22 protein-coding genes are annotated in these 16044 nt (G+C 71.5%); 8 read left to right on the top strand and 14 right to left on the bottom strand.

Annotation, left to right across the window (positions count from 1 at the left end):
* Window positions 1-60 precede the first annotated feature (60 nt).
* A complete protein-coding gene (locus ACH35V_RS11810) occupies window positions 61-459 on the top strand; it encodes a VOC family protein (RefSeq protein WP_395971947.1) in 399 nt (132 codons plus the stop codon).
* An 86-nt stretch (window positions 460-545) separates the two neighbouring features.
* On the opposite strand, the gene ACH35V_RS11805 is transcribed toward ACH35V_RS11810, so the two are convergent.
* From ACH35V_RS11805 to ACH35V_RS11795, 3 genes are all read right to left on the bottom strand, one after another.
* Window positions 546-2591 (bottom strand): MMPL family transporter, encoded by a 2046-nt coding sequence (locus ACH35V_RS11805; RefSeq protein ID WP_395971945.1) that lies wholly within the window; start codon window positions 2589-2591, stop codon window positions 546-548.
* Window positions 2592-2704: 113 nt separating this feature from the next.
* The gene (locus tag ACH35V_RS11800; RefSeq protein WP_395971943.1) at window positions 2705-3268 is read right to left on the bottom strand and encodes a helix-turn-helix domain-containing protein; all 564 of its coding nucleotides are present in this window, start codon (window positions 3266-3268) and stop codon (window positions 2705-2707) included.
* Window positions 3269-3382: 114 nt separating this feature from the next.
* Window positions 3383-4060 (bottom strand): ABC transporter ATP-binding protein, encoded by a 678-nt coding sequence (locus ACH35V_RS11795; RefSeq protein ID WP_395971942.1) that lies wholly within the window; start codon window positions 4058-4060, stop codon window positions 3383-3385.
* A gap of 195 nt (window positions 4061-4255) precedes the next feature.
* Here ACH35V_RS11795 and ACH35V_RS11790 point away from each other — a divergent pair, with 195 nt between their 5' ends.
* Window positions 4256-4726: a hypothetical protein gene (locus tag ACH35V_RS11790; RefSeq protein ID WP_395971941.1), complete on the top strand. Its 471-nt coding sequence runs from the start codon at window positions 4256-4258 to the stop codon at window positions 4724-4726.
* A 53-nt stretch (window positions 4727-4779) separates the two neighbouring features.
* Here the strand turns inward: ACH35V_RS11790 and ACH35V_RS11785 are convergent, their stop codons facing one another.
* Together ACH35V_RS11785 and ACH35V_RS11780 are read right to left on the bottom strand one after the other, a co-directional pair.
* Complete coding sequence (locus tag ACH35V_RS11785; protein WP_395971940.1) at window positions 4780-5226, bottom strand: SRPBCC family protein; 447 nt, start codon at window positions 5224-5226, stop codon at window positions 4780-4782.
* Entirely contained in the window at window positions 5223-5585 is a 363-nt protein-coding gene (locus ACH35V_RS11780; RefSeq protein ID WP_395971939.1) for an ArsR/SmtB family transcription factor, read from the bottom strand. Before ACH35V_RS11780 ends, ACH35V_RS11785 begins: the two co-directional genes overlap by 4 nt.
* Window positions 5586-5666: 81 nt before the next feature.
* Here ACH35V_RS11780 and ACH35V_RS11775 point away from each other — a divergent pair, with 81 nt between their 5' ends.
* Window positions 5667-6077, top strand: coding sequence for a MarR family winged helix-turn-helix transcriptional regulator (locus tag ACH35V_RS11775; protein ID WP_395971938.1), 411 nt, complete (start codon window positions 5667-5669; stop codon window positions 6075-6077).
* On the opposite strand, the gene ACH35V_RS11770 is transcribed toward ACH35V_RS11775, so the two are convergent.
* The 4 genes from ACH35V_RS11770 to ACH35V_RS11755 form a co-directional block, all read right to left on the bottom strand.
* Window positions 6058-6822 (bottom strand): alternative oxidase, encoded by a 765-nt coding sequence (locus tag ACH35V_RS11770; protein WP_395971937.1) that lies wholly within the window; start codon window positions 6820-6822, stop codon window positions 6058-6060. The genes ACH35V_RS11775 and ACH35V_RS11770 overlap by 20 nt on opposite strands.
* A gap of 128 nt (window positions 6823-6950) precedes the next feature.
* Window positions 6951-7850 (bottom strand): MHYT domain-containing protein, encoded by a 900-nt coding sequence (locus ACH35V_RS11765; protein ID WP_395971936.1) that lies wholly within the window; start codon window positions 7848-7850, stop codon window positions 6951-6953.
* A gap of 191 nt (window positions 7851-8041) precedes the next feature.
* Window positions 8042-8440: an NUDIX domain-containing protein gene (locus ACH35V_RS11760; protein WP_395971935.1), complete on the bottom strand. Its 399-nt coding sequence runs from the start codon at window positions 8438-8440 to the stop codon at window positions 8042-8044.
* Window positions 8441-8445: 5 nt separating this feature from the next.
* On the bottom strand, window positions 8446-9261 hold the full coding sequence (locus tag ACH35V_RS11755; RefSeq protein ID WP_395971933.1) for an S-adenosyl-l-methionine hydroxide adenosyltransferase family protein: 816 nt from the start codon (window positions 9259-9261) through the stop codon (window positions 8446-8448).
* Window positions 9262-9306: 45 nt separating this feature from the next.
* Here ACH35V_RS11755 and ACH35V_RS11750 point away from each other — a divergent pair, with 45 nt between their 5' ends.
* Window positions 9307-10218 carry a LysR family transcriptional regulator gene (locus ACH35V_RS11750; protein ID WP_395971932.1) on the top strand — a complete coding sequence of 304 codons (912 nt, stop codon included), beginning with the start codon at window positions 9307-9309 and terminating at the stop codon, window positions 10216-10218.
* 9 nt (window positions 10219-10227) lie between these two features.
* Here ACH35V_RS11750 and ACH35V_RS11745 read toward each other — a convergent pair whose 3' ends face one another.
* The 5 genes from ACH35V_RS11745 to ACH35V_RS11725 form a co-directional block, all read right to left on the bottom strand.
* Entirely contained in the window at window positions 10228-10626 is a 399-nt protein-coding gene (locus tag ACH35V_RS11745; RefSeq protein ID WP_395971930.1) for a RidA family protein, read from the bottom strand.
* Between the two features lie 111 nt (window positions 10627-10737).
* Window positions 10738-11043: a DUF202 domain-containing protein gene (locus tag ACH35V_RS11740; protein WP_395971929.1), complete on the bottom strand. Its 306-nt coding sequence runs from the start codon at window positions 11041-11043 to the stop codon at window positions 10738-10740.
* A complete protein-coding gene (locus tag ACH35V_RS11735; protein WP_395971928.1) occupies window positions 11040-11429 on the bottom strand; it encodes a YidH family protein in 390 nt (129 codons plus the stop codon). Before ACH35V_RS11735 ends, ACH35V_RS11740 begins: the two co-directional genes overlap by 4 nt.
* Window positions 11430-11559: 130 nt before the next feature.
* Window positions 11560-12189, bottom strand: a complete 630-nt coding sequence (locus ACH35V_RS11730) for a MerR family transcriptional regulator (protein ID WP_132176330.1) — start codon at window positions 12187-12189, stop codon at window positions 11560-11562.
* Window positions 12190-12332: 143 nt separating this feature from the next.
* Window positions 12333-13052, bottom strand: coding sequence for an IclR family transcriptional regulator (locus ACH35V_RS11725; RefSeq protein ID WP_395971926.1), 720 nt, complete (start codon window positions 13050-13052; stop codon window positions 12333-12335).
* Window positions 13053-13135: 83 nt separating this feature from the next.
* Here ACH35V_RS11725 and leuC point away from each other — a divergent pair, with 83 nt between their 5' ends.
* The 4 genes from leuC to ACH35V_RS11705 all read left to right on the top strand — a co-directional run bounded on the left by leuC (window position 13136) and on the right by ACH35V_RS11705 (window position 15914).
* Window positions 13136-14533, top strand: a complete 1398-nt coding sequence (gene leuC / locus ACH35V_RS11720) for a 3-isopropylmalate dehydratase large subunit (RefSeq protein WP_395971925.1) — start codon at window positions 13136-13138, stop codon at window positions 14531-14533.
* Window positions 14534-14543: 10 nt separating this feature from the next.
* Window positions 14544-15131: a 3-isopropylmalate dehydratase small subunit gene (leuD, locus tag ACH35V_RS11715; RefSeq protein WP_395971924.1), complete on the top strand. Its 588-nt coding sequence runs from the start codon at window positions 14544-14546 to the stop codon at window positions 15129-15131.
* A gap of 113 nt (window positions 15132-15244) precedes the next feature.
* Window positions 15245-15478: a hypothetical protein gene (locus ACH35V_RS11710; protein ID WP_395971923.1), complete on the top strand. Its 234-nt coding sequence runs from the start codon at window positions 15245-15247 to the stop codon at window positions 15476-15478.
* 157 nt (window positions 15479-15635) lie between these two features.
* A complete protein-coding gene (locus ACH35V_RS11705; protein WP_395971922.1) occupies window positions 15636-15914 on the top strand; it encodes an HU family DNA-binding protein in 279 nt (92 codons plus the stop codon).
* Window positions 15915-16044: the final 130 nt, after the last annotated feature.

The following is a 16044-nucleotide window of genomic DNA, read 5'->3' as shown; positions in this document are numbered from 1 at the left end:
TCCCGCAGTCCGCCGGTCCCGGCTCTCGGAATTGTCACTGGCCGGCGGTAGCGTCGCGGCATGGCTTTTCGATCGGCGTTTCCCATGCTGGCCTGTGATGACCTGCAGCGCTCGCTCGAGTTCTACCGCGATGCGCTCGGCTTCCAGGAGACCTACCGGTTCGAGGAAGGCGGAACGGCGACCTACGTCGCGTTGCGGCTGGGAGACGGCTCGTCCATCGGGCTGGGCGTCCTGCCGGACGGCGGCGCCGGCATTCACGGGCTCCCGCAGCGACCGATCTCCGGGCGCTTCTTCGAGCTCTGCGTGTACTGCGATGACGTCGATTCCTCGGTCGAGGAACTGGCCGCACTCGGACATCCGGTGCTCATGCCGCCCGCCGACACCCCTTGGGGCGAGCGCATCGCCTACGTCGCCGACCCCGACGGCCACCCGGTGATGGTGACGGCTGAGAAGTCGTAGCCGCGATCTCACCCGGCACGGTCTTGCATGTGGGCGTGCGGGGCTTCGGTGGCTTTTGGCACCGCGGCCCCGCACGTCCGGGATGGTCACCTCGGGCGGGTGGGCCACCAGAAGCGGGGGCCGGTGTCCAGGGCCAGGGCCGGGACGATGATCGAGCGGACGAAGAAGGTGTCCAGGAGGACGCCCAGGGAGACCAGGACGCCGATCTGCACCATCATCGTTATCGGCATTACGCCTAGGACGCCGAACGTCGCGGCCAGGACGAGTCCGGCGCTGGAGATGACGCCGCCGGTGACGCCGAGGCCGCGCAGGACGCCGGTCCGGTGGTCGGTTCTCTTCACCTCTTCGCGGACGCGGGCGACGAGGAACAGGTTGTAGTCCACGCCCAGCGCGACCATGAACAGGAAGCCCATGAGCGCGACCTGCGTGTCGAGGGCCGGGAAGTCGAAGGCGTACCGGAACAGCAGCCAGGACGCGCCCAGCGCGGCGAAGTAGGACGCCACGACCGTGGCGATCACCAGGATCGGGGCGACCAGGGCGCGGAGCAGCGCGATCAGGATGAGGAACACGACGGCCAGGACGAGGGGGATGACGACGCGGCGGTCATGGGACTGCGCGTCGGCCAGGTCGATCTCGCTCGCGGTGCTCGCTCCGATGGTGGCGTCCGGGATCGTCCGGCGGAGGTCGCGGACGGTCTGCTTCGCCGCTGCGCTGTCCGGCGGGTCTTCGAGGACGACTTCGAGCCTGGTGAGACGCCCGTCCTTCGACGGTTGAGCGTTCTCTACGCGGGCCACGCCTTGGGCGTCGCGGAGGGCTGCGGTTACGTGGGGTGTCTCTGGCTTTTCGGTGATGACCTGGAGGGGGCGGCCCTGGCCGCCGGGGTAGTGCGCTGTCAGGAGGCGTTCGCCGATCGTGGAGCTGGGCGTGTCGGTGAGGAAGTGCGCGCGGTCCAGGCCCGTGTTGATGCCGAGGGCGGCGGCCGCGAGCCCGCCGAGGACGGCCAGGCCGCCGATCCAGACCAGGCGCGGATGCGCCGCTATGCGGTCGCCGACGCGGTACCACGCGCCTCGGGTGGGCGGGGCATCGCCGTAGCGGGGGATGCGGGGCCAGAAGATCCAGCGTCCGAAGATCACGAGGAGGGCGGGCAGCAGGGTCATGACGACGACCAGCCCGGCGAGGACGCCGATGGCGCCGATCGGGCCCAGCGCGTAGTTGAAGCCCATGTCGGCGGCGAGCAGGCAGAGGAGGCCGAGGGAGACCGTCGCGGCGGACGCGACGATCGGGGCGGCGGCGTGGCGGAGCGCGATCGCCATCGCCCGGTGGCGGTCGGGGTGGCGGCGCAGTTCCTCGCGGTAGCGGGCCAGGAGGAGCAGCGCGTAGTCGGTCGAGATGCCGAACACGAGCGCGTTGAGGATGGTGGACATGCCGTCCGCCACGTAGAGCCCGGCGTGCTTGCCGAGGAGGTAGACGACCGCGTTCGCCGCCTGGAGCGCGATCGCCGCGTTCACGATCGGCAGCAGCCACAGGATCGGGCTGCGGTAGGTGAGCAGGAGGACGGCCGTGACCACGAGGATCGTGATGATGAGGATCGGCTTGTCGATGCTCTCGAAGGCGTCGCCGACGTCGAGCGCGGAACCGGCGGGGCCGGTCAGGCGGACGTCCAGGCCGTCGGGTGCTCCGGCGCGGGACTGGTCGCGGAGTTTCTCGGCCTTGTCGGTGAGGGTGTCGTCGTCCGGCAGCGGGACGTTCAGCATCAGCGCCTTGCCGTCGCCGGACGGTCGCGGCGGCGCGATCGGCCGCGCGGCGATGGGCGCGAGCGCGCGGCGGTCGGTCTCGGCCTTCGCCCGGTCGGCGGGCGTGATGCCCGAGGAGCGGGCGTAGACGACGATGCCCGGGGCCAGCTCGCCGCCGGAGAAGCGCGGGGCCAGCTCCTCGACCTTCGTGGACTGGGCGCCGCGCGGGAGTTCGGCGGACGCCTTCCCCTCGACGACGTCCGGCAGGCTGCTCGCGGCCGGGACGGCCAGGACGGTGATCGCGACCCAGAGCAGCAGCACCGCCCATTTCAGCGGCACCGCCCATTTCGGCAGGCGGGCCCGCGGCGCGTCCGATCGGTGTTTGCGTGAGAGCAGCATGGAGTGCTCTCCTTTCCGTGGGGTTCGTTGTCGCGTGCGAAACACGCCGTTCGGCGTGGTGATGCGGGCCCCGCCCGTCCGGGCCGCCGAGGGGCAACTCGGCGGCCCGGACTTCAGACTTCGGGGAATGCCAGGAATCTGGCGTGGAAGGTGCGGGCGTCCGGCGGCGGGTCGTCGTCGGAGCGCTTGTAGCGGTAGAGGAGCGCGATGTACTCCTCGAAGAAGGGACGGGCCTCCTCCGGCCTGAGCGTGACGGTGGCGAACGAGAAGAGCAGCGCGTCCGACCACGGCTCGCCGAGACGGTCGCGTTCGCGCTGGTAGCGGGTGAGCATGTCCAGCTCGTTCGCGAACTCCAGGCGGGTCAGCTCATCCACCGCCCGGCGCAGCTCCGGGGACTGCTCGCTGCGCGGGGGCAGCCGCCGGTCGGCGGGCACGGCCCGCCACCAGCGCTCCCGTCCGCGCGCCAGCTCCGGGGCCTCCTCGACGAACCCGTGCTTGGCGAGCTGCCGCAGGTGGTAGCTCGTCGCGCCGGTGCTCTGGCCGAGCTCGCGGGCGAGGGTGGTGGACGAGACCGGACCGCGCCGCGTGAGCTCCGCGATCCGCTGCCGCAGCGGGTGCGCGAGCAGCCGCACCTGCTGCGGATCGGTGATCGTCTCGGGCGGCGGCTGTTCCTTCATGCCTTGGACCGTAGGAGTTGCAAAGGGCCTTTGCAACGGTTCTTGGCAAGGTTCACCGGAGAGGATGAGGGACTGCGACCTGAGAGGGAGACCCGAGCGGGCGCGGCCTCACTCTCAGGTCTGGTCGATGACGCGGCCGTCCGTGAGGGTGATGACGTGGTCGGCGTGCGCGGCCGCGGACGGGTCGTGGGTGACCATGACGATCGTCTGGCGCAGCTCGTCCACGGAGCGGCGCAGGAACGCGAGGACCTCGGCGCCGGAGCGGGAGTCGAGGTTGCCGGTCGGCTCGTCCGCGAAGATCAGCTCGGGGCGTCCGGCGAGGGCGCGGGCGCAGGCGACGCGCTGCTGCTGGCCGCCGGAGAGCTGGGCCGGACGGTGGGAGAGCCGCTCGCGGAGCCCGACCGTGCCGATGACCTCGTCCAGCCAGGCCGGGTCGAGCCCGCGGCCCGCGATGTCGGCGGGGAGCGTGATGTTCTCCAGCGCGGTGAGGGTCGGGACGAGGTTGAACGCCTGGAACACGAAGCCGATCCGGTCGCGGCGGAGCCGGGTGAGGCCGCGGTCGTCCAGGCCCGTGATCTCGGTGCCGGCGATGTGGACGCGGCCCGCGTCGGGCGAGTCGAGACCGGCCATGACGTGCATGAGCGTCGACTTGCCCGACCCGGACGGGCCCATCACCGCGACGAACCGCTCGCGGGGGATGCCGACCGTGACGCCGTCCAGCGCGGTCACGCGGGCGTCGCCCGTCCCGTAGGTCTTGCGCAGGTCTTCGGTTCGTGCGGCGAACTCGGTCACGTGGGCGCCCCTTTCCGTTCTCCCCGATTCCAGCGGAGGGGCGCCGCGGCGGGGCAGCGCCGGACGGAGGGAGCCGGGTGCCGATAGTCGTGACGGAGGGTCGGAGCGGTGCGACTTTCGGAGGGGGCGTGTGTCCTTGGCTGATCGGCGCGTCTGTGGTCAACTAAAATCACTGAGCACGGGTGGGAGGTCATGATGCGGGACCGCACGGACGAGGTGTCGCCGGCCGCGTCGCTGGCCGACAAGGTCGAATGGCTGATCCGGAACCTCTGGCCCGCGCACGCGGACCCGCCGCGCAACAACGTGGAGACCGCCGCCGCGATCGCGCACGCCACCGGCGAGGACATCTCGTCCACCACCGTGTGGAAGTTGCGCACGGGACGGCAGGAGAACCCGCAGCTCAAGACGCTCACGGCGCTCGCCACGTTCTTCGGCGTGCCGATCGGGTTCTTCGGCTTCCCGAGCGAGGCCGAGCCGATCGGGGAGGACCTCACGCTCAAGGCGCTGCGGCGCGACGTCGAGAACGGCGTCATCCGGCCCGAGGTGCTGCGCGCGCTCGTCGACCTGTCCCCGGAGGCCCGCTGGGTCGTGGACGAGATGATCCTCGGCGCCGCGGCCGCCGACCGGGAGCGCCACAGCGCGCACGGCACCACTGGTCACGGCTAGCGTCAGGTGCTCGGGTTCTCGACGAAGTCGGCCACGGAACGACGGTCCTTCCTTCAGGTGAGTTCCGCCGTCAGCTTGTCCAGCCAGTCGGCGGTGCCCTGCTCGCGCCAGGCCGGCTCCTCCAGGCCGTCCAGGAACGTGCCCTGTTCGGTGAGGACGAGTCGCGTGCCTTCGGCGGACGTCTCGAACTCGACGGTCGTGATCGAGACGGTGGCCGGCCGGTCGTCTGCGAAGAGCGTGCCCGAATAGACGATCCGCTCGTCCGGCACGATGTCGTTGTAGAGCGACTCGAACCGCAGCGTGGGCTTGCCGTCCTTGCCGTGGTGCAGAAGGGATTCCCTCCCGCCGGGGCGGAAGTCGAGGTCGTGTTCGTCGCCGGGATTGGCGAACCAGCGGAACTTGGACGCGGGATCGGCCCAGGCGGCGAACGCCCGGCCCGTCGTCGCCGGGTACACGCGCTCCAGGGTGAACGTCGAGTGCAGGGCGGAATGCTCGGTCATGACAGTGCTCCTTCGTCGTTTTCGTCCGGGTCATGGGCGGTTTCGGTGAGGACGTCGCCAAGGCGGTCGAGGCGGCTCTCCCAGGCCGTGCGCTGCCGGCGCAGCCAGTCCTCGGCCGTCCGGAGGCCCGCGGGTTCGAGGCGGCAGGTGCGGACCCGTCCGGCCTTCTCCGACCGGACCAGCCCGGCGGCCTCCAGGACCTGCAGATGCTGCACCACCGCGGGGAGCGACATGGGCAGCGGGCCGGCCAGTTCGCTGACCGACGCCGGTCCGCGGGTCAGCCGTTCCACGATGGCCCGCCGCGTCGGGTCGGCGACCGCGTGGAACACCCGGTCCGGGGTCTCCTCATTGTTAAGCACATTCTTAACTGTATGGGCGGACAGGTCGATAGTCAAGTGACTGCTTTAGTAACTGGGTGTAGCGATCACTATGATTTCCGTATGGAAGACTTGGTGCGGCTGGCCGCGCGGGCCCACAAGCTGCTGCGCGCCGCGTCCGACGCGGCGATGAGCAGGCACGGAGTGCGCGTCGGGCAGAACCTCGTCCTGGAGATCCTGTGGGAGGAGGACGGCCTGACGCCCGGCGAGCTGGCGACGCGGCTCGGGCTGACGACGCCGACCATCGTCAACACCGCCACCCGGATGGAGTCGGCGGACCTCGTCGTCCGGCGGCGCGACCCGTCCGACGCGCGGCTCGTCCGGCTCTACCTGACCGGCAAGGCCCGCGAGGTGCGGGCGCCCATAGAGGAGGCGCGGCGGCGACTGGAGGAGCGAGTCGCCGCCGCGCTGACGGAGGAGGAGCGGCGCTGCGTCCGCAGCGCCCTGGAGAAGATCATCGACGAGCTGTCATAGCCGTGTGCTTCGCGTCCGGGACGTCCTGGAAGCGGGGCGCGCGCATGTTCACCAGGCTGTCCAGCTTGTGGACGCGCTCGTCGTGCCCGATCTGGCGGAGCAGGTCCGCGACGGAGGCGTACTCGCCGTACTCGGCGGCGTACGTCGTCGGCGCGGGGACGTGCTCAAGCTCCGGGTGCTCGGCCACGTACGACATGTACTCGTGCTCGGCGTGGTCCTCGAAGTCGGCGTTCAGGCGGTAGCTCAGCTCGGGCCGCACCAGGAACAGCAGCCACGACACGTGGTAGTAGAAGAACGCCACGAGCCACGGCGCCAGCCGGTGCAGGACGAACGACTGCTTCGTCCCGTCCCGCTGGACGATGTCCTGGAGGATCAGCAGGTGCCACTGCTCGTTGTCCTGCTCCTCGCGGGTCTCCACGATCCGCTCGTAGACGCGCTTGGCGAGCGCGGAACGGCGGCGGTGGCGCGACATCGAGAGGTAGCCCATCCGCTCCCACGCCTGGTAGGGGACACGGGCGATGAACTCCAGCATCGTGAACTTCACGAGCGTGCGCTCGCGGCCGTAGACCAGGTCCATCTGCTTGAACAGCATCCGGGCGAGGAAGCCGTACTTCAGGCGCGGGGTCTCGAGGGTCTCGATCTGCGCGGCGCGCAGCTCGACCGGGGTGAGCTTCGGCGGGCCGGCGTGGGCTGAGGCGGAGGAGGGGGCGTCCGGACGGGTGAGGGTCTGCGTCGTGTTCGTCATGCCGATGATGCTGCGTGTACGGCATACCGCTGGGCATCGGCCGGGAAGAGACACATGATCTACAGCGGTCCGACCATGCAGGCCCCTCCCGGTACCGCCCCGGGCGTAGGGGACGACCCTGAGACGGACTAAGGGACGTACTCCCGGCCGACGCCGTCAGGGTCGGCGCGGCCGTCGAACCATTCGCCGGTGGAACGGGTCCGCGGCGGCTCGACCGGACCCGTCGGCATGTTCGGCGGATGGGACGCGCGTCCGGCCTGCCGCACCCGGATCCGTTCCCGCAGGGCCGCGTCGACGCGCAGCTCGTCCTCGGTCCGGGCCATCGCGATGATCGCCAGCATGATGACCGACACCACGCCGATGCAGGCGATGAGCGGCATCAGGAAGTCCGTGGCGGTCGCTCCGGTGGGCGCCGCCATGTCCTCGTGGACGGTGACGTGCATCGCCGCCATGCCGGTGTAGTGCATGCCGGTCACCGCGACACCCATGATCAGCGCGGCCCCCGCGGTCGTCCATCCGCCCCGGATGCTCAGCGCGAACCAGAGCGCCACGGAGGCCGCCACCACGGCGATCGCCACCGACAGCGCCACCAGGTCGGACCGGTAGCCGACATGCCCGGACATGTTCATCGCCGCCATGCCCATGTAGTGCATGCTCGCCACGCCGACCCCCGTGATGACGCCGCCGGTCACGATCGAGCCCCGGCCCGCGACCCCGAAACCGACGATGAACAGCCCGATCGCGACCATCACGACGGCGATGGCGCAGCTCAGCATCGTGAGCGGAACGTCGTAGCGGATCTCGGCGCCCTGGACGTTGAAGCCGAGCATCGCGATGAAGTGCATCACCCAGATCCCGGTTCCGCCGATCGCCAGCGCCGCGAGGATCAGCCACGCGCCGCGCGAGCGGCCGGCGGAGCCCCGCGCCCGCGCGGTGCACAGCAGTCCGAGCAGCGAACCCGTGACGGACAGGGCATAGGCAAGGACGGGCGTCAGCAGCCCGTAGGAAAAGTGATGGACCTCCGCCATGTGATCCCCCGGCATCTCATGTGGCGTGATCGGCGGCACAGCTTAGCCGGATAATTTTCGCAAATCGGCCGTCCGTGCTGGAAATGGCCACACTCGGGCATCAGGTCGCCCAATCGATGGCGTCGCGCGTCGTCAGATCATCAAAACGGAGGCCGCAGGGGAAGTTGGGCCGGAAGTGGCGCCAGTGACGATCAGGTGAGGAGGCCGTGGCGGTCGGCCAGGTCGAGGGCGGCCTGGGCGGCGGGGGCGAGGAGGTGGCGTTCGCGCTGGCCGACGTAGCGGTACTCGTCCACCTCGCCGGTCGCCGCCATCGCGCCCCGGTAGGACGCCGTGAAGCACGCCATGCGCACATGGGCATGGCGAGGCTGGTCGTGGGCGGGCGCGCGGACGACGCCGAGCTCGCGGAACGTGGCCTCGTCCAGTTCCAGGTCGAGTTCCTCGCGGACCTCCCGGGACAGCGCCGACCAGTCGTCCTCGCCCGGCTCGCGCTTGCCGCCCGGCAGGTAGAGCAGGTCGCGGCCGCGCGAGCGGACGGCGAGCATCCGCCCGTCCGACACCTGGATCCACGCGACGACGTCGAGATCTTCCACGGCGGTCAGTCTGCCGGACGGAGCGTGACGGCGCCCGGTTCGCGGAGGCCGAAGCGGTCGGCGGCGGAGCCCCGGTTGACCGCCAGGCCCAGCAGTCCGGACGAGTCGACCCACACGAGCGGCTCACCAGGGGCGACCCCGCCGAACGTCTCCTCGAACGTGACCCGCTCGAAGCCGCCGTCGGGCCAGGCCAGCTCCAGCGGCGTGCCGTGCTCCAGCGGGCCGAACGCGGCGCGCAGGTCGTCCGGGCCTGCGTTCAGGACGAGGCTGCCGAAGCGGTCGGTGTACAGGATCAGGGCTGTCAGTTCACCGGCCGCGACCACGGGGGCCTGGACGTCCAGCGGCAGCGGCTCGGCGGGCGCGCCGAACTCGGCCAGGTCGACGCCGGCGGCGAGGTGGGCGGCGGCGGGGGAGAAGACGTCGCGTCCGTGGAACGACGCCGACACGCCGCCGGGCAGCCGGTACGCCGGGTTCTCCAGGACGCGCGCCCGGACGACCCCGCCCAGCGCCTCCGCCGCCGGGACGAGCAGTCCGTTGTCGGGGCCGACGAGGACGTCCCCGCGTCCGGTCTCGATCGCGACGGGAAGCCGCCGCGTGCCGACCCCCGGGTCGACGATCCCGGCGTGCACGCCGACCGGGAGGTAGGGCAGCGCCTGCCGGAGCAGCATCGCGCCCTCGGCGACCGCGTACGGCGTGATCTCGTCGGAGAGGACGAGCACGGTCGCCGCCGGGGCGATGGAGTGCACGACGCCCGCGCAGATGCCGGTGTAGGCGGCGCCGAAATCGGTGGCGAGGCTGACGAACGGCCTGCTCTCGGGCATGCGCACGACCCTATCCGCCGTCGGCGTGCACGTATGCTCCGGGACGTGCGCGCCGAAGCCCTTGATCCCGTCCTGCTGCGGACGTTCGTCGCCGTCGCCGACCTCGGCTCGTTCACCGCCGCCGCGGCCGCCGAGGGCTACACGCAGTCCGCCGTGTCCCGGCAGATCGCGGCGCTGGAGGACGTGTGCGGCGTGGAACTGTTCGCGCGCGGCGCGCGGGGCGTCCGGCCCACTCCGGCCGGGGATTACCTGCTGCCGCACGCGCGCGGGCTCCTGGACCGGCTCGCCGACACCGCCCGCGCGCTCGACGGGCTGCGCCGCCTCGACACCGGGACGCTGCGGCTCGGCGCGTTCCCCACGGCGAACGCCGCGCTGGTGCCGCGGGCGCTCGCCCGGTTCCGGGCCCGGCATCCGGGCGTCCGGCCGCTGCTGCGGGAGGGCATGACCGAGCGGCTGCTGCCGATGCTGGAGGCGGGCGACCTCGACATCGCGGTGGTCAGCACGCACAAGCATCCGTCCATCGCCGCCGACGAGCTGGTCACGCTCGCGGACGACGCCCTCCTCGTCGCGCTGCCCAGCACCCATCCGCTCGCGACCCGGCGGCGCGTCTCGCTCGCCGATCTGGCGGACGAGCCGTGGATCGTCGCCGACGACCCCGAGGCGGTCGCCACGATGCGCGCCCGCTGCGAGGTCGCCGGGTTCGTGCCGGAGACGCCGATCAGGGCCGCCGAGTGGATCTCCAAGCTGGGGCTGGTCGCGGAGGGGTTCGGCGTGACGCTCGTCCCGGCGCTCGCCGCGACGGCGGTGGCGCGGGACGGCGTCGTCCTGCGCGGCGTGGCCCCCGATCAGCCGCGCAGGACGGTCTATGCCGCCGTGGGACGGCACGCGCGCAGGTCCCCGGCCGTCACCGCCTTCCTGGCGGACCTGCGGGACGTGGCCGGAGAGCTGCGCCCATAGACGACGTCGTCAGGCGCCGGGGATGGCGACGAGTTCGACCTCCAGCAGGGCGTCCGGGTGGAACAGGCGGGACACCTCGACGGTCGTGCTCACCGGGCGGAGGTCCTTGAGGAACGGCTCCCGGCCCGCCACGTAGTCCGGCAGCAGGTCGATGTCGGTGAGGAACGTCTGGACCTTGACGATGTCGGCGAAGCCCGCCCCGTGCGCGGCGAGGATCTTCCCGATGTAGGTGAACACGACCTCCGCTTGGCGCTTCATGTCCCCGGGCGCGTCGATCTTGCCGTTCTCGTCCAGGGCGACCTGCCCCGACACGTACAGCAGCGGGCCCGGCGTCACCAGCGCGGTGTGGGAGTAGACGGGCCTCGGCGGCGGAGGGACGCTCTCGGGATTGTCGAACGTGACGCGCATCCGTGACTTCCTTCTTGATTTGTCCGACGAAGTTGGCGGTTCGACGCTAGGCGGCCATCCGCTATGACACCAGCGAAGACTTCGCATGGCCATCATGCGGCCACGGCATGGCTAGAGCGCGAGGAGGACGGCCGTCGCGGCGAGCAGGATCGTCAGCGCGGTGGCGATCAGGATGGAGGCGGGGTCGGCCGCGCCGTCGCCCGCGGCGAGGCGGCGCCGCCGGTGGTGGAAGCTCGCCCGGGTCCGGCGGAGCTGGAGCGCCGTGCCGCCGCAGACGACGGCCGCCGCGACCGCGGCCCCGGACACCGAAGGCGCGAGCCGCACGCACAGCAGTCCCGCGCCGACCAGGGCGAGCGTGGTGCGGGACCAGGCCAGCGCCGTCCGCTCCGGCTGCGCGCCCGGATCCCAGAGCCTCACCGGGTCGCCAGGACGGCCACCAGCAGCACGATCGCGGCGGCGGCCAGCCCGTAGGCCATGATCGGGGCGAGCGCGGGCGGCGGGAGCGTCTCGGCGCGGCGCAGGGCGCGCTCGGTGCGCAGCCAGCGGCGGAACGCCAGCGCGGCGACGAGGGCTCCGGCCCCGGCGAAGCCGACGGCGAGGACGTGCCGGAGCGGCGCCTCGACCAGGTCGTCGGCGAGCGCGAGCCCGATGCCGGCGGCGATCAGTGCCAGCGCCGTCCGGATCCAGGCGAGGAAGGTGCGCTCGTTGGCGAGCGAGAAGCGCGGGTCGGGGTCGCTGCCCTCGGCCAGCAGGCGATCGGCCCACCTGCCGCCGCGGGGCCCCGGTGGCTGGGTGGCGGTCATCGTCCATTCATATTAGGCGATGAACGCAAATGCCCTACCGCCGGGTATATGAATGCCAATTCCGACTTGATATCCCGGAATTGTGACAACGTCGCAGGTCGGGGCCGGGGCGGGGCGGATCGGCGCCGGTTCAGGATTTGCCGAAGCGACGGGACGAGGCGTCTTCTTGCGCGAGCCGGTGCAGGGCCGTAAGAACCTGCTCGTACAGGACGGTCGAGACGAGCAGCGAATGGACGGTCCGGGCGCGGGGCGTCCCGGCGGCGACGCGGCCGATCTCGTGCTCGGCCACGTCCCGCGCCGCGTTCACGTAGGGGCGCAGGTCTCGCAGGGTGATCGGGAAGCCGAGGCGGCGCAGCGCCACGAACGTGTGGGCGAGCAGGTCGCGGGCGGGGGCGCGGTCGCCGACGTCCCAGCCGAGCTCGCGGACGAGGGCGTCCACGTCCTCGCGGGCGGCGCGCCAGTGCGGGTCGTGGGGCGCGGCGACGTGCGGGCCGATGGCGTGCTGCGTGGTGGCGAACAGGTCGTGCAGGGTGACGCGGTCGTCCTCGATCGCCGCGATGATCTGCTGGATCGCCGACACCGGCAGGTCGCCGACCTCGCGGAGCGCGCTGATCAGCCGCAGCCGCTCCAGATGGCGGCCGTCGTACTCCGACCGCGTCGCGCTCACCGCCGAGCCCTTCGGGAGCAGGCCCTCCCGGATGTAGAACTTGATCGTCTGGACCGTGAGGCCGCTCCGATCACTGAGCTCGGAGATCTGCACCGCCGCACCCCCTTTACCGGAGGTTAACGGTATCGGGGGCGGCCAATTAGATACCGGCACTATCCAATGGGTGTCCGAGTTATGGGGGAACGTCGGGTCAGGTCAGGGCGCTGCGGAGCGCGCGGGGCGGGTCAGGACGGGGGTCAGGACGCGGTGCGGCGCATCCCGTCCGAGATCTTCTCGGCGGCGGCCGCGACCGGGGCCGCGTGGAGGCGGCCGGGGGAGCGGGTCAGCCGTTCGAGCGGACCGGACACCGAGACGGCGGCGATCACCCGTCCGGCGGCGCCGCGGATCGGGGCGGAGACCGAGCCGACGCCCTGCTCGCGCTCGCCGACGCTCTGCGCCCAGCCGCGACGGCGGACGGACGCCAGCGTGGCCGCCTCGAACTTGGCGCCGCGCAGCCCGCGGTGCAGCCGGTCGGGCTCCTCCCAGGCCAGCAGGACCTGCGCGGCCGAGCCCGCCGTCATCGGGAGCGCCGCGCCGACCGGGATGGTGTCGCGCAGGCCGCTGGTGCGCTCGGCGGCGGCCACGCAGACGCGGACGTCCCCCTGCCTGCGGAACAGCGAGGCGCTCTCGCCCGTCAGGTCGCGGAGCTGGGCCAGCACCGGCTGGGCGATCGCGAGGAGGCGGTCCTCACCGGCCGCGACCGCCAGCTCGGCGAGCCGCGGCCCGAGGATGAAACGTCCCTGCGTGTCCCGGTGGACGAGACGATGGTGCTCCAGCGCGACGGCCAGCCGGTGCGCGGTGGGACGGGCCAGTCCGGTCGTCGAGACGAGCTGCGCGAGCGACGCGGGCCCGGCTTCCAGCGCATTCAACACGAGAACCGCTTTGTCAAGTACGCCGACTCCGCTAGAGTTGTCCATGCCTTGATATTGCCGTCTCGTTATTTGAGATGCAAGTCGGCGAAGGCGACCAGACGACCGTCACACAGCGAGGTGGGAGAGCGATGGGCCGAACACTGGCCGAGAAGGTGTACGACGCGCACGTCGTACGGCGTGCCGAGGGCGAGCCGGACCTCCTCTACATCGACCTGCACCTGGTGCACGAGGTCACCAGCCCGCAGGCGTTCGACGGGCTGCGGATGGCGGGCCGCGCCGTCCGCCGCCCCGACCTCACGATCGCCACCGAGGACCACAACGTCCCGACGACGGACCTGCTCAAGCCCATCGCCGACCCCGTGTCCCGCACCCAGGTCGAGACGCTGCGCAAGAACTGCTCCGAGTTCGGGATCCGGCTGCACCCGATGGGCGACGACGGGCAGGGCATCGTCCACGTCATCGGCCCGCAGCTCGGCCTCACCCAGCCCGGCACGACCGTCGTGTGCGGCGACTCGCACACGTCCACGCACGGCGCGTTCGGCGCGCTCGCGTTCGGCATCGGCACCAGCGAGGTCGAGCACGTCCTCGCCACGCAGACGCTGCCGCAGATCCAGCCGAAGACGATGGCCGTCACCGTGGACGGCGCGCTGCCCGAGGGCGTCACCGCCAAGGACCTCATCCTCGCGATCATCGCGCGGATCGGCACCGGCGGCGGCCAGGGCCACATCATCGAGTACCGCGGCGAGGCGATCAGGTCGCTGTCGATGGAGGGCCGCATGACGGTCTGCAACATGTCCATCGAGGCGGGCGCCCGCGCCGGGATGATCGCGCCGGACGAGACCACCTTCGAGTACCTCAAGGGCCGCCCGCACGCGCCGTCCGGCGACGACTGGGACCGGGCCGTCGAGTACTGGACGTCCCTGCGCACCGACGACGACGCCGTCTTCGACCAGGAGGTCGTGATCGACGCGGCCGAGCTGACTCCGTTCGTCACCTGGGGCACCAACCCGGGCCAGGGCCTGCCGCTCGCCGGCTCCGTGCCCGACCCCGCCTCCTTCGACGACCCGGTGAAGCGCCAGAACGCCGAGCGCGCCCTGGAGTACATGGGCCTGACCGCCGGGACGCCGCTGCGCGACATCGCCGTTGACACCGTCTTCGTCGGCTCCTGCACCAACGGCCGCATCGAGGACCTGCGCGCCGTCGCCGACGTCCTGCGCGGCCGCAAGGTCGCCGACGGCGTCCGCATGCTGGTCGTCCCCGGCTCCATGAAGGTCAAGAAGCAGGCCGAGGCCGAGGGCCTGGACGAGGTCGTCTCCGCGTCCGGCGCCGAATGGCGCGAGGCGGGCTGCTCGATGTGCCTGGCGATGAACCCCGACAAGCTCACGCCCGGGGAGCGCAGCGCGTCCACGTCCAACCGGAACTTCGAGGGCCGGCAGGGACCCGGCGGCCGCACCCACCTGGTGTCGCCCGCCGTCGCCGCCGCCACCGCCGTCACCGGCCGCCTGACGGCCCCCGCCGACCTCTGAGGAATCGAAAATGGAAGCCTTCACCACCTTCGTCGGGCGCGGCGTCCCGCTGCGCCGCAGCAACGTCGACACCGACCAGATCATCCCGGCCGTCTGGCTGAAGCAGGTCAGCCGCACCGGGTTCGACAAGGGCCTGTTCTCCGCCTGGCGCGAGGACCCGGACTTCGTCCTGAACCAGCCCCGGCACGACGGCGCGGGCGTCCTGGTCGCCGGGCCCGACTTCGGCACCGGGTCGTCCCGCGAACACGCCGTCTGGGCGCTGCAGCAGTACGGATTCCGCGTCGTCATCGCGCCGCGCTTCGGGGACATCTTCCGCAACAACTCCACGAAGATGGGCCTGCTGCCCGTCGTCCTCACCGGCGAGGAGGTCGACGACCTCCAGACGCGCATCGAGAAGGACGCCGCGCTGGAGATCACCGTCGACCTGGAGAACCGCGAGGTCCGCTGGGACGGCCGGGCCGCGTCCTTCGAGATCGACGACTACACCCGCTGGCGCCTCATGGAGGGCCTGGACGACATCGGCCTCACCCTCCGCCACGCCGACGCGATAACCGATTTCGAGGCCGACCGCCGCGACTGGTTCCCGACGACCGTCTAGCGCCCTGGCGCAGGGCGTTCAGGGCTCTTTCCGCCCCCGGGTGGACGGACGGGAACCGCGAGCAGGGACAATTCCCTTAGTGCGAAGACCCGTTCGACCGTTCGGAGGACCTATTGACGCCGGTCCCGTGGGCCGGTCCCGAATGGGACGACCCTGCGTTGACCCAGCTCGCGCGGCAGTTGCGCGACGCCCACCGGGCCGTCGCGCCGCTGCCCGCGCCCGATCGCCGGCGGCTGATCCGCCACCTGCTGGCGATCACCGATCTGGCGAAAAGGGACCCCGGACTGGCCGCCCGCAGGCTGGAGACGTTCCTCGCCGATTTCCACGAGACCCCTGACGTCGGTTAGCGTGCGCAGTGGCCGGATCCGGTCCGGTCACCCGGCGAGACGGGGGCGAGGCCGACAAAACGCCAGCGACACGCCAACTCGTGCGTGCAGGTGATTGTGTCCATGCCGAGGGTCCCATAGTTTCGTTCGGGCAAGGGGGGAACTAGAGGAGTAACCCATGAACAAGCGTGAGCTGGTCGACGCCATCTCTGACCGGCTGGGCAGCAAGAAGGCCGCAGCCGAGGCCGTCGACGCCATCCTGGAGGCGATCCAGACCGCCGTCGCGAAGGGCGACAAGGTCGCGATCACCGGGTTCGGTTCGTTCGAGAGGGCCGACCGGCCTGCCCGTACGGCCCGCAACCCTTCAACGGGCAAGACCATTCAGGTTCCCGCGACGCAGGTGCCGAAGTTCAAGGCCGGCGCGGACTTCAAGAACCTGGTGGCCGGCAAGAAGTAGCCTCACCGCGACAGCGCCCGGGCCCGTGCCGACACGGACCCGGGCGCTGTCGCAGTTTTCCAGGGGGGCGACCCCCTGGAACCCCCGTCAGGCACGGCGGGCCACGTTTCCCGAGCCGCTGGCGCGTCTC

The sequence above is a fragment of the Actinomadura sp. 1N219 genome (genome assembly GCF_044326405.1).
In the GTDB taxonomy this organism is placed as follows: domain Bacteria; phylum Actinomycetota; class Actinomycetes; order Streptosporangiales; family Streptosporangiaceae; genus Spirillospora.
This window is presented reverse-complemented; position numbering and strand designations above follow the sequence as displayed.